The 24,069-nt window shown below is 46.9% G+C and carries 21 protein-coding genes; 7 read left to right on the top strand and 14 right to left on the bottom strand.

Features of this window, described 5'->3' with window-relative positions; translation table 11 throughout:
* Positions 1-53: 53 nt before the first annotated feature.
* The 3 genes from QUB10_RS03070 to QUB10_RS03060 form a co-directional block, all read right to left on the bottom strand.
* Positions 54-713, bottom strand: coding sequence for a hypothetical protein (locus QUB10_RS03070; RefSeq protein ID WP_333199443.1), 660 nt, complete (start codon positions 711-713; stop codon positions 54-56).
* 391 nt (positions 714-1,104) lie between these two features.
* Positions 1,105-2,073, bottom strand: a complete 969-nt coding sequence (gene arsM, locus QUB10_RS03065; RefSeq protein ID WP_333199441.1) for an arsenosugar biosynthesis arsenite methyltransferase ArsM — start codon at positions 2,071-2,073, stop codon at positions 1,105-1,107.
* An 83-nt stretch (positions 2,074-2,156) separates the two neighbouring features.
* Complete coding sequence (locus QUB10_RS03060) at positions 2,157-3,785, bottom strand: hypothetical protein (protein ID WP_333199439.1); 1,629 nt, start codon at positions 3,783-3,785, stop codon at positions 2,157-2,159.
* Positions 3,786-4,546: 761 nt separating this feature from the next.
* On the opposite strand from QUB10_RS03060, the gene psaA reads away from it, so the two are divergent.
* The 5 genes from psaA to QUB10_RS03035 all read left to right on the top strand — a co-directional run bounded on the left by psaA (position 4,547) and on the right by QUB10_RS03035 (position 12,489).
* The gene (psaA, locus tag QUB10_RS03055; RefSeq protein WP_333199437.1) at positions 4,547-6,841 is read left to right on the top strand and encodes a photosystem I core protein PsaA; all 2,295 of its coding nucleotides are present in this window, start codon (positions 4,547-4,549) and stop codon (positions 6,839-6,841) included.
* 110 nt (positions 6,842-6,951) lie between these two features.
* Positions 6,952-9,180 (top strand): photosystem I core protein PsaB, encoded by a 2,229-nt coding sequence (gene psaB / locus QUB10_RS03050; protein WP_333103716.1) that lies wholly within the window; start codon positions 6,952-6,954, stop codon positions 9,178-9,180.
* An 86-nt stretch (positions 9,181-9,266) separates the two neighbouring features.
* Complete coding sequence (locus tag QUB10_RS03045; protein WP_333199435.1) at positions 9,267-10,352, top strand: DMT family transporter; 1,086 nt, start codon at positions 9,267-9,269, stop codon at positions 10,350-10,352.
* 242 nt (positions 10,353-10,594) lie between these two features.
* The gene (locus tag QUB10_RS03040) at positions 10,595-11,950 is read left to right on the top strand and encodes an AAA family ATPase (protein WP_333199433.1); all 1,356 of its coding nucleotides are present in this window, start codon (positions 10,595-10,597) and stop codon (positions 11,948-11,950) included.
* Positions 11,951-11,952: 2 nt separating this feature from the next.
* On the top strand, positions 11,953-12,489 hold the full coding sequence (locus QUB10_RS03035; protein ID WP_333199431.1) for a hypothetical protein: 537 nt from the start codon (positions 11,953-11,955) through the stop codon (positions 12,487-12,489).
* Between the two features lie 79 nt (positions 12,490-12,568).
* Here QUB10_RS03035 and QUB10_RS03030 read toward each other — a convergent pair whose 3' ends face one another.
* The 4 genes from QUB10_RS03030 to QUB10_RS03015 all read right to left on the bottom strand — a co-directional run bounded on the left by QUB10_RS03030 (position 12,569) and on the right by QUB10_RS03015 (position 13,810).
* Positions 12,569-12,763: a hypothetical protein gene (locus QUB10_RS03030; RefSeq protein ID WP_333055355.1), complete on the bottom strand. Its 195-nt coding sequence runs from the start codon at positions 12,761-12,763 to the stop codon at positions 12,569-12,571.
* A gap of 142 nt (positions 12,764-12,905) precedes the next feature.
* A complete protein-coding gene (locus tag QUB10_RS03025) occupies positions 12,906-13,118 on the bottom strand; it encodes a helix-turn-helix domain-containing protein (RefSeq protein WP_006631308.1) in 213 nt (70 codons plus the stop codon).
* Positions 13,119-13,206: 88 nt separating this feature from the next.
* The gene (locus QUB10_RS03020; RefSeq protein ID WP_006631306.1) at positions 13,207-13,419 is read right to left on the bottom strand and encodes a helix-turn-helix domain-containing protein; all 213 of its coding nucleotides are present in this window, start codon (positions 13,417-13,419) and stop codon (positions 13,207-13,209) included.
* A gap of 76 nt (positions 13,420-13,495) precedes the next feature.
* Positions 13,496-13,810, bottom strand: a complete 315-nt coding sequence (locus QUB10_RS03015; RefSeq protein WP_445300822.1) for a helix-turn-helix domain-containing protein — start codon at positions 13,808-13,810, stop codon at positions 13,496-13,498.
* A gap of 35 nt (positions 13,811-13,845) precedes the next feature.
* On the opposite strand from QUB10_RS03015, the gene QUB10_RS03010 reads away from it, so the two are divergent.
* Positions 13,846-14,316, top strand: coding sequence for a hypothetical protein (locus QUB10_RS03010; protein ID WP_333199429.1), 471 nt, complete (start codon positions 13,846-13,848; stop codon positions 14,314-14,316).
* 317 nt (positions 14,317-14,633) lie between these two features.
* Complete coding sequence (locus QUB10_RS03005) at positions 14,634-14,852, top strand: type II toxin-antitoxin system HicB family antitoxin (protein ID WP_333199638.1); 219 nt, start codon at positions 14,634-14,636, stop codon at positions 14,850-14,852.
* Here QUB10_RS03005 and QUB10_RS03000 read toward each other — a convergent pair.
* The 7 genes from QUB10_RS03000 to mraY form a co-directional block, all read right to left on the bottom strand.
* The gene (locus tag QUB10_RS03000) at positions 14,849-15,055 is read right to left on the bottom strand and encodes a hypothetical protein (protein WP_172190588.1); all 207 of its coding nucleotides are present in this window, start codon (positions 15,053-15,055) and stop codon (positions 14,849-14,851) included. The two genes, QUB10_RS03005 and QUB10_RS03000, sit on opposite strands and share 4 nt — an antisense overlap.
* A gap of 292 nt (positions 15,056-15,347) precedes the next feature.
* The gene (locus QUB10_RS02995; protein WP_333199427.1) at positions 15,348-16,670 is read right to left on the bottom strand and encodes a CO2 hydration protein; all 1,323 of its coding nucleotides are present in this window, start codon (positions 16,668-16,670) and stop codon (positions 15,348-15,350) included.
* 201 nt (positions 16,671-16,871) lie between these two features.
* Positions 16,872-18,422 (bottom strand): NADH-quinone oxidoreductase subunit M, encoded by a 1,551-nt coding sequence (locus tag QUB10_RS02990; protein ID WP_333199425.1) that lies wholly within the window; start codon positions 18,420-18,422, stop codon positions 16,872-16,874.
* 107 nt (positions 18,423-18,529) lie between these two features.
* A complete protein-coding gene (locus QUB10_RS02985; RefSeq protein ID WP_333199423.1) occupies positions 18,530-19,249 on the bottom strand; it encodes a carbonic anhydrase in 720 nt (239 codons plus the stop codon).
* 104 nt (positions 19,250-19,353) lie between these two features.
* Positions 19,354-21,213 (bottom strand): NAD(P)H-quinone oxidoreductase subunit F, encoded by a 1,860-nt coding sequence (locus tag QUB10_RS02980; protein WP_333199421.1) that lies wholly within the window; start codon positions 21,211-21,213, stop codon positions 19,354-19,356.
* Positions 21,214-21,547: 334 nt separating this feature from the next.
* Positions 21,548-22,531: a glycosyltransferase gene (locus QUB10_RS02975; RefSeq protein WP_333199419.1), complete on the bottom strand. Its 984-nt coding sequence runs from the start codon at positions 22,529-22,531 to the stop codon at positions 21,548-21,550.
* Positions 22,532-22,870: 339 nt separating this feature from the next.
* Entirely contained in the window at positions 22,871-23,986 is a 1,116-nt protein-coding gene (gene mraY / locus QUB10_RS02970; protein WP_333199417.1) for a phospho-N-acetylmuramoyl-pentapeptide-transferase, read from the bottom strand.
* Positions 23,987-24,069 lie beyond the last annotated feature (83 nt).

The following is a 24,069-nucleotide window of genomic DNA, read 5'->3' as shown; positions in this document are numbered from 1 at the left end:
CTTTACTCCGTCGCGATCGACTGTTACCAAAAATCTTGGTTTTTGAATGTCTATTAGTCCTTGCCTTTTAACCCAAAGAGGGCGAATCCACCCATCAGTAAAACTCCTGCGCCTGCTACCCACATCAAAGGTGACGATCCTTGAGCAGGCTGCGTTTCTGCTGGCGATGTAGCGGCCGATGCTTGCGTTTCTGCTGGCGATGTAGCGGGTGATGCTTGCGTTTCTACTTGCGATGTAGCGGGTGATGCCTGGGTTTGGGCCTGCGGTTTACCTCGCAATGCCTCCGAGTACAAAAACGTTGCCCCCTGCATCACAATCTGATTTCCCGGAACTAAATTGCCTTCTTTAATTTCCACCACATCTCCAGAGTCGCTACCAATCTGAACTGAGATTGGTTTGTAGGTTGTTCCTTCCTGGATGTAGACGAGCTTTTGCCCATTGGCATCAACTAAGCTGGTGCTGGGAACTTTGAGAATACCTCCATCGGTTGTAGGGGCAATTGCCTCTGTCTTAATTCCCAATGCGGTTGCTTTACTGGCATCAACTTCGATCGGCTGCATAATCTTCGCCGCATCGCCACCTGCAAACTCGTTGTCATGCCCAACGTGTGCCAGCACCGGGGCCGAAGCCGTGCACAAAACTAATCCCAAAACAAAACTAGACCCGTAACGGACGATCGATAATGAACTTGAATTTAAAGATTTCGATAGCATGGAAATTTCCTCCTCACATTTAGCGAACGGGGGTGATGAAGACAGCCACTCCTCTCAAGAGCAATCTATTCCTTACTTCAGAGTTGTGAACCTTCTCCCGCTAGGATGTCAGGGGGAAATAAAAATTTGATGAAAATTTGAGGCGAAGTCTAAAATTAGAGACCTCTAAGCTGTTGCGGCCTTTAAATTGTATGTCAAAAAAAATCAAAGTCTTGTGGGGAGTATGGTTGGGCGTCCCGCCCGCCCTGAATATACAATTCAAATGCGCGACAGCTTATACCATTGCTCACTAACATGAGGTGCAAAGAGGGCATAGGAAGCGCCCACACCTCACTTCTTTGAGAAACGCTCTATTCCCCAAAGATTACAGCCACATTATTGCGAAATAAATCTAACAACAACCGCCGCCGTTATAATGCCAAGTCGAATCAGTAATCAACACCTTATCCGGCATTAATCCCCCCAACTTTCCAGCAGTTTTATCGCAGACAGCCGCCGGAACTCCCCGCTGCAAAACGTGACCCGCCCCGTCATCAAACAGCTCTTCAGACCCCGTATAAATCGCCGTCTTGCCAGTGAAAATGCAAGCTCCGTCATCCGGTACATCCACTTTGAAAGACACCGAATCTAGGCTTTCTAACAGCAAATCTGCATCCAATTGATAATTGTGTTTATCCAGCAATCGGTAAGGACGGCGCGCCCGCACTTCGACTTGCCCAAAACCAACGTCTACAAGGTGTTGAACGTATTCTGCGTATGTCAAAGCGCCGGACAAACACAAGGCCCGCAAGCGTTGGTCTTCCTTCAAATGCTGCGGAATGGGCCGAGTTGCGATCGGATCGCTCATCAACAATCTGCCACCCGGTTTTAACACTCGATAAGTCTCTTTTAATGCTTTAGCTAAATCCGCTGGTTCAAAGATATTAAACAAGCAGTTTTGGGCCACAACATCTACAGAAGCATCCGGCACCGGCAACGCAAAAGCATCGCCTTCACAAATTTCTACAAAACTCGGATCAAACCAATCATTTTCGTGAGCGGCTATTTGCAAGTTTCGTGCAGCCGCCTCTCGCATTGCTGGAACCGGATCGACGGCAATAACCGCTCCTTTGTGTCTAGAAAAATATGCAAATTGTAGTGCTTCCAAGCCGCCGCCTACACCTACATAAAGCACGAAGGGATTGCCGACGAGTTCGGCGGCGTGAACGGTTGTGCCGCAGCCGTAATTCATTTCTTGCATTTGTTGGGGAATTTTTAATCCTGGCAATTGCAAGGGGCTACTTTGGACGCAGCAAAGTCCGATTTGGGGTGTTTCGGCAACATCGCTGTAGAATTTGGCGGCTGTTTCGAGGTAGGTCATTTTTTAGTGTGCTAATTTTTGATTTTTGACCGCAGATGGAGCACGGGCGAGACGCCCATGCCACGAATCCCAGAAAGTTTTTGTTAGGTGGAAAATTCGACTTTTTGTTCGGATTTTGGCTGATTTTCGGGTTCGGAAACTGTTGGTTCGGGAGGGGCTAATTCGCTGGTTGGCTGGCTAGCAGTTTCAGCGGCAACTGGTGGCGTTGGCGGTACAAGATTGGGAGACTGTTCTGGTATCGCGGGAGCGACTACTTTTGGTACTGGAGCTTTTTCTGTTATTTCTGGCAGAGTTGGTGGCTCTGAAGGATTAGCAGGTTGGGGTTCTTGATGCAAGAAGTTGCGGAACCGATTGTAGTATCCTTTATATTCCTGTTTTTTGGTTTGGGGAGATGCTGTTGGGGTCGGTTCGATTATTTTAACGGGTACAACAACTTTCGGGGTTTCTAACTGTGGAGTTGCTGTCGGTGTCGGTTCTATTACTTGAACTGGTTCTACAATTTTCGGTGCTTCGAGTTGGGGGGTTGCTGTTGGTGTTGGTTCTATTGCTTGAATTGGTTCTACAATTTTCGGCGCTTCGAGTTGGGGGGTTGCTGTCGGTGTCGGTTCTATTACTTGAATGGGAGCAATTTCGGGAGCGACTGTTGGCTGTAAGCTTGGTTGGGTAACAGGGGTTTCTGGAACCGCTGGTGAGGGTTGGACAACTGGTGTTTTTTCTAATGCAGGTGTCGGTGTCGGTTCGGGGGTTGGGGTTGGTGTGGGTGCGGGGGCTTGGTAGGTGGGATCGACTATACCGCGACTTTCTGCTGCTGTTAGTTCGCCCCGCACTAATTTTGAAAGAGGCTCTTGGCCGAGCGGTTGGAAATTTATCAGTCTGACTGTATTATTAAAGGCGTTTTTGACGATATTTCCCCGTTCGTCAATTAATTCTAGCTGTACCCAGTTTTTCCCTGGTTTGAATCCTTTAAGATATATAGGTTGCCACTGGTCGATCGCAAAGCTTTGGCCGTTGACTGTGGCTCGAATTTTCCAATCGAGTATTTCATCTTGGGAATTTTCTTGCGCCACTTCGTGCGGAGGGGCATTTGTCAAGTAAAAGTCGAGCAGGATGGGTTCTGCCCCGTAGCTGCCTTGGGGGCTGTTGTACGTTAATAGGGGCAATGTTCGATCGGGATTATTGTCGTCTGTTTTGGTAAAAACGTGAAAGGTGGTTTGAGCCACGGCACCTTGGTTTTTAAAGCTTTCTTCCCAAGGGCGAGCGGCAAACACTTGCAGGGTATGGGTTCCGGGTTCTAAATTCGACAGCGTTAAAGGTTGGTTGATGTCGTAAACTGCTGCATAAGGTTGGTTGTCTAATAAAACTTGTAGATGGGGGCCCAAACCCAAGTTTGCCTCTTTGAACATGGGCAAGTCCTTCACTTGGAACTCAACAGACACATTTATATCCTGAAGCACTTCGTCAGGTTTTGGATTCAAAATACTAATTTGAGGCTGGTAGATGTCTAGAGCCTGACGCAGTTGTTGAATGGCTTCTGGGGGAGAAACCTCTGAGATTCTGTTTACTGGGGCGGTAGCTGAGCCGCTCTTGTTCCCTGATTTGGGCAATTCGGGATGGCCCGCCCCACAACTTGCTAAACCCAAAATTAATAATGCTACTGCGAACAATGCCAGCAGCCTGCCCGCAACCGTTCTGTGCCAATTGATCCCAATCACGCAACCATACTCCTAGAAGCCTTCTCATAGGGAACTATAGCCCAAAAATGAATTTAGTATTGGGGAATTGCCGGCTTTGGAATTCCCAAGTCGCGTAGGAACCCGGATTGAGGCAGCAGCGGGCAACCCATCCTCTCCCACTCTTAATTGCCGCAGCCTTTTTCCAAAACATATAGCGGTTCTCAAGCGTGGTGAGGTATGGGGGCTTTGTCCTAGGCCTAGGCCTATGCCCACGGAGGCCTATGCCCTATGCCCGCGAGAGCACCTCATGTTACTGAGAAAGGCTATATATCTAGAAATGAGTATTCCTAAATTACCTTATCTTTGAGTTTTGTAAAGTTAATGGCAGTACCCCTTGACTTTTTAGAGCGACTGTGGGATTTAAAGGCGTTATTACATCAAGAATAGAGGCTTTTTTAAGTATTGTTAACAAGCGATTAATACTCCTCTAGCAAGCTTATAATTCATAAAACTCCCTCAAAAGGAGCAGCCGTATCAAGTCAGAATCAAGGAGGCGATCGGCGGCTCCAGATAGCGAGAAGAGTTGGCAGTACCCAGTCACATTGTTAGCGACACTGGGAAACTGGCTTCTTCACAGAAGCAAAATGCTTGGGGAGACGATGCACCTGCGTCTAGCTCTGCAAAGAGTAAAGTGCAGTGAAGTGTCGGCTTTTTCGAGAATCCCCCGCCTAATCAAGCGTGGGGAGTGTCCGGTACAGTGTTCAGTTCTCGTTCCTTGTCTTACCGAGAGGAGAGTCTTCATGACCATTAGTCCTCCAGAGCGAGAGGTAAAAGCTAGGGTAGTAGTCGATAAAAATCCGGTTCCAACTTCTTTCGAGAAGTGGTCAAAACCCGGTCATTTTGATCGCACTCTAGCTAAGGGGCCAAAAACCACCACTTGGATTTGGAACCTCCACGCTAACGCTCACGACTTTGACAGTCATACAAGTGACTTAGAAGACGTTTCGCGCAAAATCTTTAGCGCTCACTTCGGCCACTTGGCAGTAATCTTCGTATGGTTGAGTGGCGCATATTTCCACGGCGCTAAATTTTCCAATTACGAAGCTTGGCTGACAAATCCTACAGCCATCAAGCCCAGCGCTCAAGTGGTCTGGCCGATTTTTGGTCAAGAAATTTTAAATGCAGATGTAGGCGGCGGCTTTCACGGGATTCAGATCACCTCTGGTCTATTCCAACTGTGGCGCGCCAACGGCATCACTAACTCATACCAGCTATATTGCACTGCGATCGGCGCCCTGGTAATGGCAGCTTTGATGCTGTTTGCCGGTTGGTTCCACTATCACGTCCGCGCTCCGAAACTGGAATGGTTCCAGAACGTGGAATCGATGATGAACCACCACTTGGCAGTTTTGTTAGGCTGCGGGTGCTTGGGCTTCGCAGGACAACAAATTCACGTTGCTCTGCCGATCAATGCTTGCATGGACGCGATCGATGCAGGTGCACCGCTGACAGTCGGCGGTAAGCTGATCAAAACAGTTGCCGACATCCCCCTGCCGCACGAGTGGATTTTGACACCGGGCTTGATGGCTGACATCTACCCGAGTTTCGCTAAAGGTTTAACCCCCTTCTTCACCCTCAACTGGGGCGCATATACAGACTTCCTGACCTTCAAAGGCGGTCTGAACCCCACCACAGGCGGTTTGTGGCTGACTGATACAGCACACCACCACTTAGCTTTGGCAGTGCTATTCATCGTCGCTGGTCATATGTACCGGACGAACTGGGGCATCGGCCACAGCATGAAAGAAATCCTAGAGAACCACAAAGGCCCCTTCACTGGTGAAGGTCACAAAGGTCTCTACGAAATCCTGACTAATTCTTGGCACGCGCAACTGTCGATTAACTTGGCACTGATGGGCTCTTTGAGCATCATCGTCGCCCAACACATGTACGCGATGCCTCCGTATCCGTACATCGCGACCGACTACCCGACTCAGCTATCCCTGTTCACCCACCACATGTGGATTGGCGGATTCCTGATTGTTGGAGCAGCCGCTCACGGAGCAATCTTCATGGTTCGGGATTACGATCCCGCTGGAAATGTCAACAACTTGTTGGATCGCGTGATCCGTCATAGAGATGCGATCATTTCCCACCTGAACTGGGTTTGTATATTCTTGGGCTTCCACAGCTTCGGTTTGTACGTTCACAACGACACAATGCGGGCTTTCGGTCGTCCTCAAGATTTGTTCTCGGATACCGGGATTCAGTTGCGTCCGATATTTGCCCAGTGGGTGCAAAACATCCACGCTTTGGCTCCGGGCACAACAGCGCCTAATGCTACGGAAATCGTTAGCCACGCTTTTGGCGGCGGTGCAGTAGTAGTCGCCGGCAAAGTAGCGATGATGCCGATCGAGTTGGGTACGGCGGATTTCATGATCCACCACATCCACGCTTTCACCATTCACGTTACAGTCCTGATTCTCTTGAAGGGCGTGTTGTTTGCACGCAGTTCTCGCTTGGTTCCTGACAAAGGCAACTTGGGCTTCCGGTTCCCTTGCGACGGCCCCGGCCGTGGCGGCACCTGCCAAGTTTCTGGTTGGGATCACGTGTTCCTAGGCTTGTTCTGGATGTACAACTGCATCTCGATCGTGATTTTCCACTTTAGCTGGAAAATGCAGTCGGACGTGTGGGGAACAGTATCGCCAGACGGCACAATTTCTCACATTACCGGCGGCAACTTCGCACAAAGTTCGATCACGATTAACGGCTGGCTGCGGGACTTCCTTTGGGCGCAAGCTTCTCAGGTGATTCAGTCCTACGGTTCGGCACTGTCGGCCTACGGTCTGATGTTCCTAGCTGGACACTTCGTCTTCGCCTTCAGCTTGATGTTCCTGTTCAGCGGCCGCGGCTACTGGCAAGAACTAATTGAGTCGATTGTTTGGGCTCACAACAAGCTCAAGGTAGCTCCGTCGATTCAGCCTCGCGCTCTGAGCATTATTCAGGGTCGGGCTGTGGGTGTAGCTCACTACCTCCTAGGAGGAATTGTCACTACGTGGGCATTTTTCCTAGCGCGAATCATTTCGGTAGGGTAAACTACCCCTAGGTTTTGGATTCTCGATTTGGGAGGAATCTCAAATCGAGAATCCAAACTCCGAACCGAATCCCTTCAATTTTGTTCAGGATTCAGGATTAATCAAGGCTTATGGCAACGAAATTTCCAAAATTTAGCCAAGACCTTGCCCAAGACCCGACCACACGGCGGATCTGGTACGGGATTGCCACAGCACACGACTTTGAAAGCCACGATGGCATGACCGAAGAAAATCTTTACCAAAAGATTTTTGCTTCTCACTTCGGCCACGTAGCAATCATTTTCTTGTGGACATCGGGCAGCCTGTTCCACGTAGCATGGCAAGGTAACTTTGAACAGTGGATTAAAGACCCTCTAAACGTCCGCCCGATCGCTCACGCGATTTGGGACCCGCAATTCGGCGCTCCAGCAGTAGAAGCTTTCACTCAAGGCGGCGCTTCTAACCCGGTGGATATCTCTTACTCTGGTGTCTACCATTGGTGGTTCACCCAAGGGATTCGGACAAACGCCGACCTGTATCAAGGAGCTATCTTCTTGCTACTACTGGCGGCTGTCTTCCTGTTCGCAGGTTGGTTGCACCTCCAGCCCAAGTACCGCCCCAGCTTGTCTTGGTTCAAAAATGCTGAATCTCGCCTCAACCACCACTTGGCTGGTTTGTTCGGTGTCAGCTCTTTGGCTTGGACTGGTCACATGGTTCACGTTGCTATCCCCGAATCTCGCGGACAGCACGTAGGTTGGGACAACTTCTTGTCTACTCCGCCTCACCCGGCCGGTTTGGCTCCGTTCTTCAGTGGTAACTGGGGCGTATACGCCGAGAATCCAGATGCAGCAAACCATGTCTTCGGTACTTCCGAAGGCGCTGGAACCGCAATTCTGACTTTCTTGGGTGGCTTCCACCCTCAAACAGAATCCCTGTGGCTGACAGACATCGCTCACCACCACTTGGCGATCGCAGTTCTGTTTATCGTTGCCGGTCATATGTACCGGACTAACTTCGGTATCGGTCACAGCATCAAAGAGATGTTGGATTCTAAGGCTGGTTTGGTCGGCGGCAAGAGTGAAGGACAGTTCAACTTGCCTCACCAAGGCTTGTATGAAACCTACAACAACTCGCTGCACTTCCAACTGGCATTTCACCTCGCTGCTTTGGGCGTAATTACCTCCTTGGTAGCACAGCATATGTACGCGATGCCTCCCTACGCTTTCATAGGTAAGGACTTCACGACTCAGGCTGCGCTTTACACCCACCACCAGTACATTGCTGGATTCATCATGGTCGGCGCTTTCGCCCACGGAGCTATCTTCTTGGTGCGGGACTACGATCCTGAAGCAAACAAAGGCAACGTGCTCGATCGCGTGTTGCAGCACAAAGAAGCGATTATCTCTCACTTGAGCTGGGTGTCGCTGTTCTTGGGCTTCCACACTCTCGGCTTGTACGTTCACAATGACGTTGTAGTTGCTTTCGGAACTCCTGAAAAGCAAATCTTGATTGAACCAGTGTTCGCACAGTTCATCCAAGCTGCTCACGGAAAAGCTCTCTACGGCATGGACGTGCTGTTGTCTAACCCTGACAGCATTGCTTCTACCGCTTGGCCGAACTACGGCAACGTATGGCTCCCAGGCTGGTTGGACGCGATTAACAGCGGTACTAATTCTCTGTTCTTGGCGATCGGACCTGGCGATTTCTTGGTTCACCACGCGATCGCACTAGGCTTGCACACCACCACCTTGATCTTGGTCAAGGGCGCTCTGGATGCACGCGGTTCTAAGCTGATGCCGGACAAAAAAGACTTCGGTTATGCTTTCCCTTGCGACGGCCCCGGCCGTGGCGGTACTTGCGACATCTCTGCTTGGGACGCGATGTACCTGTCTGTATTCTGGATGTTGAACACCCTAGCTTGGGTAACGTTCTACTGGCACTGGAAGCACCTGGGCATCTGGCAAGGTAACGTGGCTCAGTTCAATGAGTCTTCTACCTACCTGATGGGCTGGTTCCGCGATTACCTCTGGCTGTACTCTTCTCAGTTGATCAACGGTTACAACCCGTATGGTACTAACAACTTGTCAGTCTGGGCTTGGATGTTCTTATTCGGACACCTTGTTTGGGCAACTGGTTTCATGTTCCTGATCTCTTGGAGAGGTTACTGGCAAGAGTTGATCGAGACTTTGGTTTGGGCTCACGAGCGCACTCCTTTGGCTAACTTGGTTCGCTGGAAAGACAAGCCTGTTGCTTTGTCGATCGTCCAAGGTCGTTTGGTTGGCTTAGTTCACTTTACTGTGGGCAACGTCCTCACTTACGCGGCCTTTGTAATTGCCTCGACAGCCGGGAAATTCGGGTAACTCTGAACTCTGGTTTCTAGGTAATTAACTAAAATCCCCCGCCTTCTAGCGGGGGATTTTTTTTATATTTGTGTCAATTACCGCCTATGCAACAGTGGTATAAAGAAGATATGCCATTATATATTCATGTTGATATTATCGTGTCTCAATTATTCAACCGCATCCCTGGACGAACCTATTTATTACTAGCAATCCTCATTTTTGCTGCCTCTAACTCTGTCATTCGCAAACTGACCGATTTAGGAGCGCAGAACCCGATAGACGGCAGAAATTTGATTTCACTTTGTAATGTTTTATTTGTAGGGAATCTCTGCGCGTTAGCAGTTTTATTCCTGGTTTATCGCCAGCAATGTACAGTGCAAAATTTCCGATCGATTCCCAGTAAAACATGGTGGGGGTTGATGGGAATTTCTTTGCTATCTGGGGCATTGGCTCCAGCCTTAACTTTTATGGCATTGGATTTAACCGCTGTCAATAATGTGGTACTGATTGGACGCATTGAGCCGCCTCTGATTTTAGCGCTGTCCATTCTAATTTTGGGCGATCGCGTCAATCTTTGGGTGATTGCGGGGGCGATGGTTTCGTTTGTCGGTGTTGCACTGACTATTGTATTGCAAGCCCCGACTACCGATATGATGGGCATGGGCGGATTGACGATCGGCAGAGGCGAATTCATGGCAGCATCCGGGGCGATCGCGTTAGCCATTTCGACGATTATTAGTAAAGTCACGCTCAAACAAATTCCGTTAGGATTGTTCTCTATTATCAGAACAACACTGGGAACAGTTGTTTTCTTTATTGTCGTTTTAATCTTATATACTCCCACCCACTTTATCGATGTTTTTGCGCCCTTCCTCTGGCAGTGGATGCTCGTCTATGGTGCGATTATTGTTGTTGGCGGACAACTGTGCTGGTTTACCGGACTAAAAACGACGGGCGCTGCCGATGTATCCCTCGCCAGTTCGTTTAGTCCCATCGCGGGGATTTTAGCCGCCTATTTGATTTTATCGGAAACGCCCACAACAGCTCAATACATCGGCGGCAGCATCATTTTAATCGGGATCGTTCTCAATCAAATTGGCGTTTTTCGCAAGCAAACCCAACCCACCCCTCAACCTCCTGTAAGTCCGGCAAAAGAGATGGATATGGAGGTGGGATTCAAAGGGATTTAATGGTGAATACCCAGCCTTAGTTAAGGGGCGATCGAGTCAAAACTTAAAAGGGATTGGAACATACTACAGATTCTTAGTTACAATAAGTAACCCTAGAAGTTGATATTCGCAATAGTCCGATTAATGTTCGTCAGCGGGAGAATGCTAAGCGGTTGGCTGAGTCTGTCAAGCGGGAATAAAAGTGCGATCTATCCTCTAAACCTCATTTTGGGTAATAATAGAAAAAAGCCTGAGTTTTCAACATGGTTCAACTGTCTTCTGACTGGAATAATGAGGCTTATGTGTCTCTGCATCTGGTTCAGACAATGCTGGAAATGGCGGATTTGCCTCGCAAGAGTAGTTATTCTCACTGGATTCCAGAGTTTAAGGTTAAAATACCTAAGCTGACTGCCAATGGTCAGATAGTTTGGACTCAAAAAGAAGTTGATTTCTTAGTAGAAGACTTGAGTAGGTATATTAACTTTTTGGTTGAAATTAAGACGGCTAAAACTAGACTTGATGCGGAAGCTCGCCTTCAATTAGAAACGTATCTGAAATATTCTAATACAAGATTTGGGATACTGATTGACCCATTTTCAGTGGAGATTTACGAATATACACAAGGGTTCGCGACTCTAAAGTGTAAGGACAATATAGAAAACCCAGAACAAATTCAACCAGTAGCAAATTTCGTTAGAAGTTTTTTGGATACAGTTAAAATGCGTACAATTGCAATTCATACATCCAAAGGCGGGGTTGGTAAAACTACTTTAGTTGTCAACATTGCCTATGAGCTGGCAAAATTAGGTAACAGAGTTTTAGTTATTGACTTAGACGATCAAGCTCATGCAAGCCTATCCTTGGGAGTCAACAAAGCTGACGAATTTGACAAAGCTTCAACCTTAGAAGAATTTGACAAAGTTTTGGATTCTTTTCAGGATAGAAAAGAAGTTATAGAGTTTTTGAAAGACTATGACACCAAAAGTTTTAACTACAAAGAATATATACAGATTTCCCCAATTAATCAAATTTTCCGTAAAACAAAGAGTTTTGGGAAAATAGATGTTTTACCCAGTAGCTACAAAACTACAGATGTTGCTCTGGCCAACTTGGGCGGTATTCGTGAAAAGCGGCTAGATAAGGCTTTGCGACAATCCGGTATAGCTAATGATTACGATTATGTAGTTATTGATACACCGCCAAGCGCTACTACAATTGCTAGTAATGGACTCTATGCAGCTCAATATGTGGTGATACCATCCCAGATGGAATATCTTTCAGTCTATGGCATCAGAACTCCAATCGGACGAGCTAGAGAAGTTCAAGATGAAATGGGAAAGCGGGGAGCTATTCTGGGAATTGTACCAATGATGACAGAAAAAAATGTGAAAATTCATACTACAATTAAGCAGTCAGTAGAGAAAAGATTTCAGGGGATCACGATTCTGCCAGAAATAAAGAGAGCTACTGCTGTTGGTCAAGCATCTCAAGCTCGTCAGCCTATTTCTTTGTTTGCTGAACATAATAAAGGAGCAGCCGAAGTTGCAAAGCAATTCTCCGCCTTAACCCAAGAAATAGTGCTAAGAATCAATCAGATTGAAAGTTCAGTAGGAATGTAGAAATGGTAAAATTTTATAAAGGGATTGAGAGTCAGCCTAGCCTTGTGGTTTTAAATCAGATAGAGGTTTCTCAAGAAAAATCGGGAACTTCAAAGTCTGATTTAAAAAAAGTTTCCGAAAGCTTGAAGGTGTGGGAATTTAACTTAGCCCTGCCAATCGTTTGTATTACTGATGAGGAAGACAAATACCACTTGCTAACTGGGCTACCAATCTATGAAGCAGCAGTTGAAGCAGAGCTTGAGCGAATTTGGGTATTTCTAATTGCAGCCAAACAACCAGAAGTAGAATCAGCGATTGAACAAGCTGTTTTGCAGTCAAAGCTGAATCAAAGAGTGGTTGAGCCTCAAGACGTTACAGATTTCTTGGATTTTATTAACAATCCAAAATCTGACCTTACCTCAATCCCTGGAGTTAAAGATGGATACGCAAAGCTGATCCGCGATAAGCGTGTTTACAGTTCTCTGGAAGATATGCAGAAAAAACTAGGTGCTAAGCGGGGCTTAAATTGGCTAAGAGCATACAAGCAATCAAAAAGCTAAGCTCGCCAGTTCTTGAAGTTTTGAGAAGTGCGATCGCCCCAAACCTCACTTCACCAAAATGGCGATCGCCCTCATCGCCTCAAATCTCCCCTTTCACCTGCATCTGATGCACCTTGTCAGCCAACTCTTGCAGGCGCTTTTCGTCCAACTCGTCAATCGCCAGCATCCCGACATAGATGATTTCCTTCAGCGTTAGTCGGGTTGCTAGCGCCTTTTTCTGCACAAGTTCCTTAATTATGGGGCTGACTCCAATGGCGGTACTGGCTCTAGTCACAAAACTAACCGGAGATTAACAACTTTGACTAAATCTTAGCACCTTTAAGCTGAGCTTTTAGCTGCGATGCAAAATGCTTAAGCGCGTCTTGACAAGACGAAATACAATGGTTTATCGTCGAAATGTGGAAAGGCCGATCGACCTATTCCTCAATAATCTCCACCAAGTCCTCAATCATCACATCAAATGCCCGCGCTAACTTGTACAGGGCGGTAAAGTCAACCATTGATATTTCTGAACGACGAGCATAGCTGGTTATGGTGCTATAGATCACGCCCGATCGCTCCGCCACCTCCTTGAATGTCCAGCCCCTCTCGGCCGCTAGCTCTCGCACTTTAACTCTGACTAAACCCATGCTTGACAAATAATGCAGTTGCGTTTTAAGATAATTGCATCTGAAAAAGCGATCGCCCTCCGGCGTAGAAAACTAAAGGCCGATCGACCTATTCTTCCAAAACCTCAACCAAATCCTCAATCATCACATCAAAAGTCCGAGCTAACTTCAGCAGCAAAGTAAAGTCAACCGTTGTCAGCCCTGGACAGCGAGCATAATGCTTGACCGTGTTGTATACCACCCCAGAACGTTCTGAAACTTCCTTGAATGTCCAACCTTTCTCTGCTGCTAGTTCTCTGACTTTAATTCTGACTAAACCCATGCTTGACAATTCAGGCAATTGCGTAGTGTTTTTGTAAAAATAGATTATTTGACCAAGAATACTTAGCGGCGATCGGCTACTCCTCTAAAATCTCCACCAAATCCTCAATCATAATATCGAAAATGCGAGCCAGCCTGTGCAAGTAGGCAAAATTAACGGTTGTCATGCCTTGACATTGGGCGTAGTTTCTAATGGTGCTGTAACCAACACCCGATCGATCTGAAACTTCCTTAAGTGTCCAGCCGTTCTGGTCTGCAAACTCCCGAATCCGCAACCTCACCAAGCCTTTGCTCATACTTACTTGACAAATGACAATCTGCTGTCGTTTAATATTAGATATCTGAAAAAGCGATCGCCTCACGTCTGGACAACTAAGGGCGATCGCCTTCAAAAATTAAATAGACAGTTACTAGCTGTCTACAAGCCATGATAGCATCATCCCAGCTAAAATCAAGCACCCTCACCTGCTCAAAAATTCTCCACAAATCGCCAATCCTGCATCCGCTGGCGAGATTCGTTACCGAAGAAACAGTCGCACTCCTGTTCAATATCGCAGCAGACGAGATTTATCGCATCGAATGCTGTCGCTACATGGTGTACGTGCACGCCAAAGGCATCAGCCGCTTTGTCAGCTACGCCGATTTTCCCCCTATTTTAGAGGTAAAGCCGATCGCACCTCAAGATTTTGGCAGATGGTACAAACGCTGGAAAAGCAAGCAAGCACCAGCATTTTGGACGAAATTCTACACCCACAAGTTCAAAAAAGCTGTTTCAGTTGACAGCTTGCTAGAGTGGGGCAAATTGGTAGCTACTGTTAAATCGGTCATTTCTGGGGCCGCGCTGCAACAGCTACGAGATGTCTATGCCCAAGAAAAAGATTTGATGGAGAAATTTTAAAGTGCGATCGCCCCGACAAGCAATTGCGAGAATGGGGCAAGGAAAAATTAAAATAAATGGCTAAGTGAGAAAATGGAGGTAGAAAATGGACAATCACCAGGTCTAGAAAAATTCGCGAGTTAAAAGCTCAGATTACCCGTGAGGGCTTTATTTATTTGCCAAAACGCGGAAAAGGCAGCCATGAGAGATGGCAGCATCCTTTGATTGGCAAGACATTAACAATTCCAGGCAAAGACGGAGATGATGTGCCACGCTATGAGAGAGAAGCAGTTGTCAATATTGTTAGCCGAACTCGACGAGTTAAAGGAGGAAGATTCATGAATCGATACAGTATGATCGTCCAATGGTCTGACGAGGATCAACTTTTCCTCGTGACGATTCCAGAGTTTGCCGATCGCGTTGTCATGCCCTGTACCCACGGCCAAACCCGCGAAGAAGCAATCCGACATGGCGAAGAAGTGATCGAAATGTATCTGGAAGCTTGGCAGGAAGAAGGTGAATTCATCCCCCCACCCAACATTCTTCAAATCGCTTAGAAGACTTCATCTTCAATTCCCAGCCACCATTCGCCGAGATTCATTAAATCTTTGTGAAGGTCAGTAAGTTCTGTCATATACTCTTCAGCAGAAATCTCCGATCGCCTTTCTTGCAATTTTTTCAGCCGCAGTTGCACCAACAGCCAAGGTTTGGAAATCCCGTCCTTTGCTTCGATATATTTGGCTAGATCTTTGCTGTCCATAATTATTGGTTATTTGTTATTGGTTAGATCGTTTCCGGTTGTATGGGAATGATTAAACCGCAGAGAACGCAGAGAACGCAGAGAAATCAGAGGAAAAGAAGAGAGAGAGGAATAATTATGATGCCAAGTAGCTTAATATTATAGGACTTTTGAAACGGCTTAAAAAAGCTCTAATTTTTCCCAGTCGGTGTCAACCGACTTGAGCTTTGAGCCAGGGGTTTCAACCCCTGGCGGACTGGCGGACTAACGGATTGGCGGACTTGGAAGCTAAGATGTCTCCCGCAAACATCTTTTACCTATAATCCGAAGTCTGAATATTCTTGAGCTTCGCCGCATATTTCATGCCGTATTCCGGGCGACAGAAGCGATCGATCTGAGACTCAAAGAAAGCCCGATTTGCCTTCAAATGCTTGGGATTCGGGTCATCTAAAGGATACAAAAGAGCAGTCCGCAAAGCTTGAATCACCGCCGAAGTAACGCAGTACATCGATCGCTGAAATGTCACCCCAATTTGATTGAGGATATCATCTTCGCCGCGACAGCGCTGTTTGTAGAAATCCATCAAATACGGCGGCAGGAAATGCAGCATATCTTGTGCTAGCAAAGTCGGCGGAATCCCTGCCGTACCTACGGGGAATTTGTCTGCATAAAGCACTCCGAAGTGGAAGTCTTTTTGGTCGTCAGGAACTTCTCTAGCTTGAGCGTTGTAAGATTTGGTGCCTCGGAACGGCGAAGTGCGATAAAATACAGCTTCCACGTAAGGTAACGCTGCTTCGTAAAGCCAAGTGAAACCTTTAGATTTGGGGATAATTTCGTACTTCTCGCCGTCGATGTAAACGTGGTGGTAAATCGGGCGTCCGGCGATCGCAAATATGCCATTTACTAGGAAATCCATAGCCTGCGGGACTGTGGTAACTTTCCCTTCGTCGTACAAGTCGGAAACCTCAAAAAACACCGGCGCCATGACTTCCCAGAATAAACCGAGATTGCTGTAATAAGACATTTGGCGGCATTGTTCTAAAAACATTTCGGGAAATGCTTTGTGAAGTGCCAGCATGAACGGGTCTTTTTTGAAGTAAGCTTTAATTGCCCGATCGGCATTAGCCTTATATTCGTCACTGTCCAAATAAGGATCGAATTGATTGGTGGGCACGTACAAGCCCCGGTGCCAAAGCATTGACCTCATGCACTCTTCCGCAAATTCCATGTTAATGCGATCGTGCCACAAATGGTGAAACAGCCGCGGGAGTTTACCAGTTTCACCCTTCTCCATGAACTCCAAAAGTTCCGGGTGAACACTTCCAGTCCCGCGCCAAATCCGCAAATCTGCACCGTCGCCTGCATAGTGATTTTGCAAGTCTAAATACTCCTGGGGCAAGAAGTATTTAAAGAAAGGAAGCGGCTGTAAAAATACTCGTTCGGCGATATAAAGCAAATCCCGCCAGTAAAAGTCCATCGGCACTGCGTAAGCTTTCCAGATAGCGATGATTTGCATCAGATTTTCCGGCGTATCTGGAATCATTGCGCCGCCCGCTTCTAGCCTGTGAATTATTTCGGCAAATTCGTGTTTGGAAGGAGGTAGTTTAGTTGCTGGTTTATTAGGGGTTTGTACCATTGTTTCTTCCTTTGTTTGAGTGAAATTGAATATTTATCTACTTCCAGCCTCTGCCTATTGGTGAGAACTTAACGTAAAACCGATAGTCCAGAAGTCCGGCAGGGGTTTCAACCCCTGCCTCAAAGCGAAAGTCCTCGCTATCAGGACTAGAAAACTCATTAGTCCTCATAGCGAGGACTTTCGCTATAAGCCCCGTGGAATTCATTCCCTGGCGGACTTCGTTTGTGTAGATGCGATTTCAATCGCTGACTTTTCCCCAGGATAGCTAATAGCAACTTGGGTATTTCTGTCAGCAGGCAGAGTAGCAACGATCGCATTTGTAGTAGATTCGCTCCACTTGAGCAGCCAAGCAGGTTGAATTCCCAATACAAAAATGATGCCCGCCAAAACCAGCGCCGGCATATTTTCCGCAAAGGTAACTGGAGGGTAGTAAGCCGTGGCATTGTCCAACTTCCCAAAACAGGTGCGGTTGAGCAGAATCACAAAGTAAACTGCTGTTAAACCCGAAGCTAAAATGCAGAGTAAAGTTGGAATTGGAAAGATCGAGAAACTGCCTTGAAACACTAAAAATTCGGCAATAAAACCTACCAAACCGGGAATTCCGGCGCTTGCCATACCGCCCAAAACTAACAGGGAACTGGCAGTGGGTAAACCCCGCATCGGGTTCATCAAACCGTTGAGCACGTCCAAATCCCGCGTGCCAACTTTGGTTTCGATGATGCCTACCAAATAAAACAGCAAAGCTAAAATCAAGCCGTGGCTTACCATTTGCCCCACAGCGCCGATTAATGCCAGCTTCGTACCCGCGGCGCAGGCAACTAGGATGTAACCCATATGTCCGATCGAACTATAGGCTACCATGCGCTTGATGTCTTTTTGGGCGATCGCGCTCAAAGCACCGTACATCACGCTCACAGTCCCGATAATCGCTAAAGCGGGAGCTATAATCGACCAAGTTTCGGGAAACATCTGCAAGCCGAACCGCACTAAACCGTAAGTTCCCAACTTCGCCAGAATCCCTCCCAGCAGAATTGCTGTTGCAGGCGAAGCTTCGACGTAGGCATCCGGCAGCCAAGTGTGCAGCGGCACCAAGGGAATTTTAATTCCCAACCCAATTAGCAAAATTGTTAGCAGGATTAACTGCAAATTTCTCGGCAATTCTTGAGTGGTAATCGCACTGTAATCGAAATTTAAAGAACCGCTCAGCCAAGCCACACCCAAAAATGCTGCCAGCACTAAAAGTCCCGAAACTGCCGTGTAGATCAAAAACTTCATGGCAGCGTATTCCCGCTGCTTTCCGCCCCAAATCGCAATCAACAGGTAAAAAGGAATTAATTCTAGTTCGTAAAACAGTACAAACAGCAGCAAATTTTGAGACATCAAAGCTCCCGCCACACCCGCATTGATTAGCAAAATCAAAGCGTAGTAAAGCTGGGGGCGCTCCATCTTTTCGCCAGTGCCATAAATGACTAATAGCGTCAGCAAAGCACTTAAAACCAGCAGTGGCAAGGACAAGCCGTCAATGCCCAAGTTGTAGCTCAAACCTAATTGCGGAATCCAAGGCCAATATTCTTGAAATTGCAGTCCTGAATTTGTCGTGTCGAATTGAGTAAGCAGCCAGATATTTAACAGGAAAATAGCTGCAGCAAAAGCTGAGGCTACTGAACGTAGCCGCATCGTATTCATGTTTCCGGGCAGGAACCCGACTACCGCAGCGCCCAACGCGGGCAACCAGAGCAAGGCACTAAGCATAATCTGTGAAGAGTGAAGAGTAAATTATCAATTTTGTACCCTGTTGCGATTGATAATTTGAGGGTTTAGATGTTAACTTTTACCTCAATTATCAATCTAAAATTGCATCATGACTCAACAAGAATATTGACTTTTCCCGTGTCTAAATCGTAGTATCCACCGACAACTTTCAGTTTATTCTCCGCAATTAACTTAGAGATAACTGGAGATGCTTTCAACCTTTGAGCTTGCAGCACCACATTGGCTTTTGAGGCATTTTCTAGCTTGTCGCCCGCTTGGTTTTTCGAGCTTTCGACAGCAGGCTTAATTGCGTCGAGCAAACTGCCAATTTGACCGGGAACTTGAGCTCCTTTGATGGTTGCGTCTACCGCACCGCACCTTTTGTGCCCGATTACCACAAGCACTTTTGCTCCCAATACCAGCGTGCCAAATTCCAGGCTGCCAACTTCTTCTGGAGTAGCAACATTTCCGGCCACGCGACAGACAAATAAATCTCCCAATCCTTGATCGAAGATAATCTCGGAAGGAAAGCGAGAATCTGCACAGCCGAGAATAGCAGCAAAGGGTTTTTGAGCTTTGGCAACTTCGACGAGGCGGGGTAAGTCTTGGTTGGGACTTTGGCGTTTTCTCTCAACAAATCGCTGGTTTCCGTCCATTAACTGTTTCAGAGCTGCATCGGGAGTCAAGTCATTTTGAGCAATTGCTGGTTCGGGTGCAGCCAAATCAGCGCCTGCTCGTGCTGCGAGTATTCCTGTACCAATGGCTCCTGCGACAAATTTGAGGGAATTGCGGCGGGAAAGATTGAAGTGTCTGTTGTTTGAGGTCATTTATGCTGCCTTATTTGAACGAGTGGGAAATCTTTGTTCAAGACTTCATCTTTTTAAGATTTTAGATTAAAACTGTTACCTAAAATCTTAAAATTTATATCTCTTTACCCGCCTACAATCAGCGACAGGCGAGCTAGCAGCGGCCAGCTTACGAGCAGTCCCAAAACTGCGACTCCGAACAGAATTGTCAGGGCGTAAAACTGAGTTTGACCGTTAACGTTGTATTTGAGGCTTTGCCCGCCGAAAACCGTTGCAAAACCGATTAAATTTACGAATCCATCAACAATATTGCGATCGACCCAAGAGATAATTTGAGCAACTAAACCGACTGCAAATATCACTGTCACGCGGTAAAGTTGGGCGGTGTAAAAGTCGTAGGCAAAAAAGTCTTGCAAAGCTTGAGAACCGATTCGCACCGGTTTTTCCCATTGCTCGTTCAGGTAAATAAATGCTCCGACACCGATGCCGATCGCCGTTGACAAAACTAGCAATCCAGTTGCGGTATAATTCAAACTTGCCCCCGGCAATAAATGCCACGCCGCCAGCAAGTGCGGAACGTGCAAAGTAAAGCCCATTAAAACAGTCATCGGCAAGATAAAAGGCCAGTGAACTTCCGGCGAGCGTTCGGTCATTTGCTTTGGTTTGCCGCCGAAAACTAAACCGAAGACGCGCACCAAGCCAAAAGCAGTGACGCCGTTTACAAACAGCACTATTCCTAACAAGAAAGGGTGAGTTTGCGAAAGCCCGGATGTGAAGTCTTCTAAAGCCCAGAAACAGCCGAAGGGCGGCAGTCCCACCAATCCAGCGCTACCGACAATAAACGATATCGCCGATATCGGCCGCTTTCTCCACAAACCGCCGAGAGCTCGGACATCCTGAGTGATGCTGTTCCAAACTACCGAACCGATGCTCATCACCAGCAAACCCATTGCCAAGCTGTAGGCAAATATCAATGTCAGGGCTGTCTGGGCTTGTCCGGTGCCGACGGCGATAAATACTAAGCCCATGTAAGAGCTGACTATATAAGAAAGCGTGCGCTTGATGTCAATTTGGGCGATCGCAATTAATGAAGCACCAACCGCCGTCGCAGCACCTACAATAATAGTTGTCTTCAGTCCGATTGGCGACAAAGCAATCACTGGCTGCAACTTAATTAATATCCAAGCACCAGTTTCCACAACTACGGTGTTCCGCAAAATTGTCGCCGGCAGCGGGCCTTCCATCGCCTCATCCAGCCAAAGGTGCAAGGGAAACTGAGCGCACTTACCCATCGGGCCAGCAATCAAAGCTAAGCTCAACAGCGTCGCTACAGTGGGGTCAAGCTTTGCAGTCTCGGCCCAAACAGCCAACTCGTCAAAATTCCAAGTTCCAGCCAGCGGCAGAATTGCGACTACTCCCATCAGCAGGAATAAGTCACCCACCCGCTTGGTTAAGAAAGCGTCGCGGGCTCCTGTCACCACCAAAGACTGATTGAACCACAGCCCGACTAGCAGGTAAGTACCCAAAGTCAGAACTTCCAAAATCATGTAACTGAAGAAGAGAGAATTGCACAGTACCAAGCCGCACATCCCCGCTTCAAACAGCCCCATCAAGGAAAACAACCGAGCCCAGCCCCAGTCCATTTCCATGTAACCGAAAGCATAAATCTGCGCTAGCAAGTTCAGTCCGGTAATCAAAACTGTCGCCCCGACGGTGACAGCAGAGATTTCAACGGGAATGGTTAAGTCTAAACCTGCTACATTCAGCCAGGGAATGAACTGGTGTTGCGCTGGTTGGTTCCAGATAGCTGTGAGGGCGATGACGCCGTGTAGGAAAGCGAACAACGTTAATATGGCGTTCACATAACCTGATGGTCTTGGCCCCGTGCGACGGGTAACTGCCGGAAACCACAGTATCGACAGAACTCCACCGATGAGTGGATAGCAAGGTATAAACCAAACCGTCTGGAGTAAGATTTGAGCCATTGGCATTACCTGTAAAGGTTACAAAAATTTAAAATTCTGAGAATAATTACGATCGCGCTGACGACAGCACTGAAAAGCCAGAAGGCAGAATTAGAGGCTATTTTGGCGTCAGTATTCGAGTTACTCGTTGTTTTGAGACTAGGGGGAAAGAATAGACTTATTAATTTTATATTAAGTATTGCGTTAAATTATCATATTTCTGATTCAGCATATTTATCGGTACCGATAAGCTCTACTTATAGGTATATATAGGGGCGGATTGTGTACAAACGAATATTTGTCGATCGCAAGTGCGATCGAACAATGATTTATTGCTCTAAAATATTAAAACCGATTAAAACCGCTCAATCTGCCAAGCTGATTCGGGAAGTTTGGCTTGGCGCTGTCCCATCGACCTTGCCCTAACATTCAAAAGACCGATCGGCGTATTAAACAAATCTACCATATCGGATCGGCTGCTCGCACTTTTGGCCGCTGCCACCGGAAATTCCTTTAACAGCCACCTAGCCAGCCGGTAAAAATATTCCCCTGTTGTGAATTCTCGCATCAAATCGACACCGTAGAGTTCGTGCAAATATTTATTAGATTCGCCGTACCGATACCATTGACTTTGCAACAGTTTTATTGTAGAACGGTGGCGGTGTCGGACGATCGCATTTTCGGCAAAATGTAATTTATAGGATGTTTCCCGCAAAATCCGCCAGCATAAGTCAGCATCGCCGCCGCTGGTGAGATGCGGGCGAAATAACCCTATTTGTTGTAAAACTAGCCTCCGTACAGCTAAATTTGCGGTTTGGGCGTAGGGACAAAAAGGGTGAGCGAGAGTATGTTTTTGAGATAAAGTATTTTGGCGATCGGCGTGTTGTTCTAAAATAGTTTTACCGGGTAGTGCGACTATTTCCCCAGCGCTAATTCCTACTTCTAAGTCAACAAATGGCTTAACTAAATTTTCCAGCCAGTCAGATTCCGGGCGACAGTCTGCATCGGTAAATGCAATCATTTCGCCTGTGGATGCGCGAATTCCTTTATTGCGGGCGGCGTAGGAACTTTGAATCTGATTTTCGCTGAGGTGGCGAATGGTTATTTGATTGAAATTGCTTCCCCCCCTTACCAAGGGGGGGACTGAGGGGGGGTTAGAGGCTGTTGTTTGGAGGATTGCTGAAGTGTGATCGCGACTGTTGTTGTCTACTAAGAGATATTCTACTCTGTGTGGCGGATAAGTTTGTGATCGCAGGCACTCGATCAACTCCGGCAAATCCATCTCGCCGTTGTAAACAGGCACAACCACCGAAACTTGAGGTAAAAACGTTTTAGTCATTCACAAACAACCGTAAACGGTAGCATAACTAATATTGAGTAATATTAAACGAACCGCGCAGGCGCTAAGGACGCTAAGGAAGATAAATAAGCAAATGTAGTTCTTACTTTGTCCTATAAGCGTCTTCGCGGTTCTTCAAATAATTAAAAAGTGTTACTAAGTTCCATTGCCTTAACGGGGATATAACTTGTCAAAATTATAACTTCGGACTCTTAAACAGGCAAGATGCCTGTTCCACAACTGCATTCAGTTATTGTGGAACAGGCATCTTGCCTGTTTCTTTGAAATAGTAGAAAATATCTCTTACATCCCCTGTACAATCCGTCACCCCATCCGTTCTCAACTGTTTCCCGTCAACATCAAAATCATTAACACTAACACCCCGTTGCTTATATAAAAAATGCCAACAACCTGAGTTTCCAACCAGCCGCACAACTCTAAATGATGGTGCAGAGGAGCCATTCTTAACAGACGCTTGCCGATTCCATCCGGCCCTTTTGTAGCTTTGTAATAACCTACTTGAGCAATTACTGACAGCGTTTCAATAAAGAAAATGCCGCTGATAATTAATAATATCCAAAGGCTATTTGTTAATAAAGCTACCGCACCCAACGCACCGCCCAAAGCTAAAGCACCTGTATCACCCATAAACACCTTGGCTGGATTGCGGTTGTGAGCTAAGAAACCGAAACAACTGCCGCTGATGCAAGCGCAAAATATCATTAATTCTGGCGAAGTTGAGGCTACAGATGCACCTAATCCCAAAAGTGCGATCGCGCCCAAACCGCCCATCAACCCGTCAACACCATCGGTAAGATTAGTAGCATTGCTTTCGGCAACTAGCACAAAACCAGCCAGTGGCCAGAACAGCAAACCTAATGGCAATACCCAACCGAAAGGCAAAGCCACATTTGTAGAAATAGCAGGTTGATGAAACATCAGCCACAGACAAAATAGAGCAGCAAAACTTATTTGCAAAGCCAATTTCATCCGAGGGGAAATACCTTTGTTCGACTTCCGTCGCAGAATTTGCCAGTCATCGATCCAGCCAATGAAACCGTAAGCTAAAGTTAAAGCCGATACGGCAACAACATCTGAGTTAAACTTAGACCAAAGTAAAGCGACTGCTACCCCTGCAGGTACAAAAAAGATGCCTCCCATTGTCGGCGTTCCCGCTTTTTTCAAATGAGCTTGGGGGCCGTCTTCGCGAATTATTTGTCCTGCTTTTAGTTGCTGGAGTACGGGCACAACTGCATAGCCCAACCCCGACGCAACTAAAGCACAAACAACTAGCGGCATAAATAGCGATGCAGGTAAATTCAAAAATCTACCCGCTGCTACATCTAAACCGATCGCTACAGTGCCGAGCCCCAAACCCAGCAGCAGGAATAAATTCTTGCCTGTAAGTTTGAAAGGCAGACTTAAAGGGATTTTCTCATCCAAAAAGTTATCCATAACACTCCTCACCACACACTATTTGAGAATAAGCAATTGACAATGGGGAATAGGGTGCGATACAGGAGATTGAGAAATCTCTT

The organism is Microcoleus sp. B5-D4 (genome assembly GCF_036705145.1).
Classification (GTDB): Bacteria; Cyanobacteriota; Cyanobacteriia; order Cyanobacteriales; family Microcoleaceae; genus Microcoleus.
This window is presented reverse-complemented; position numbering and strand designations above follow the sequence as displayed.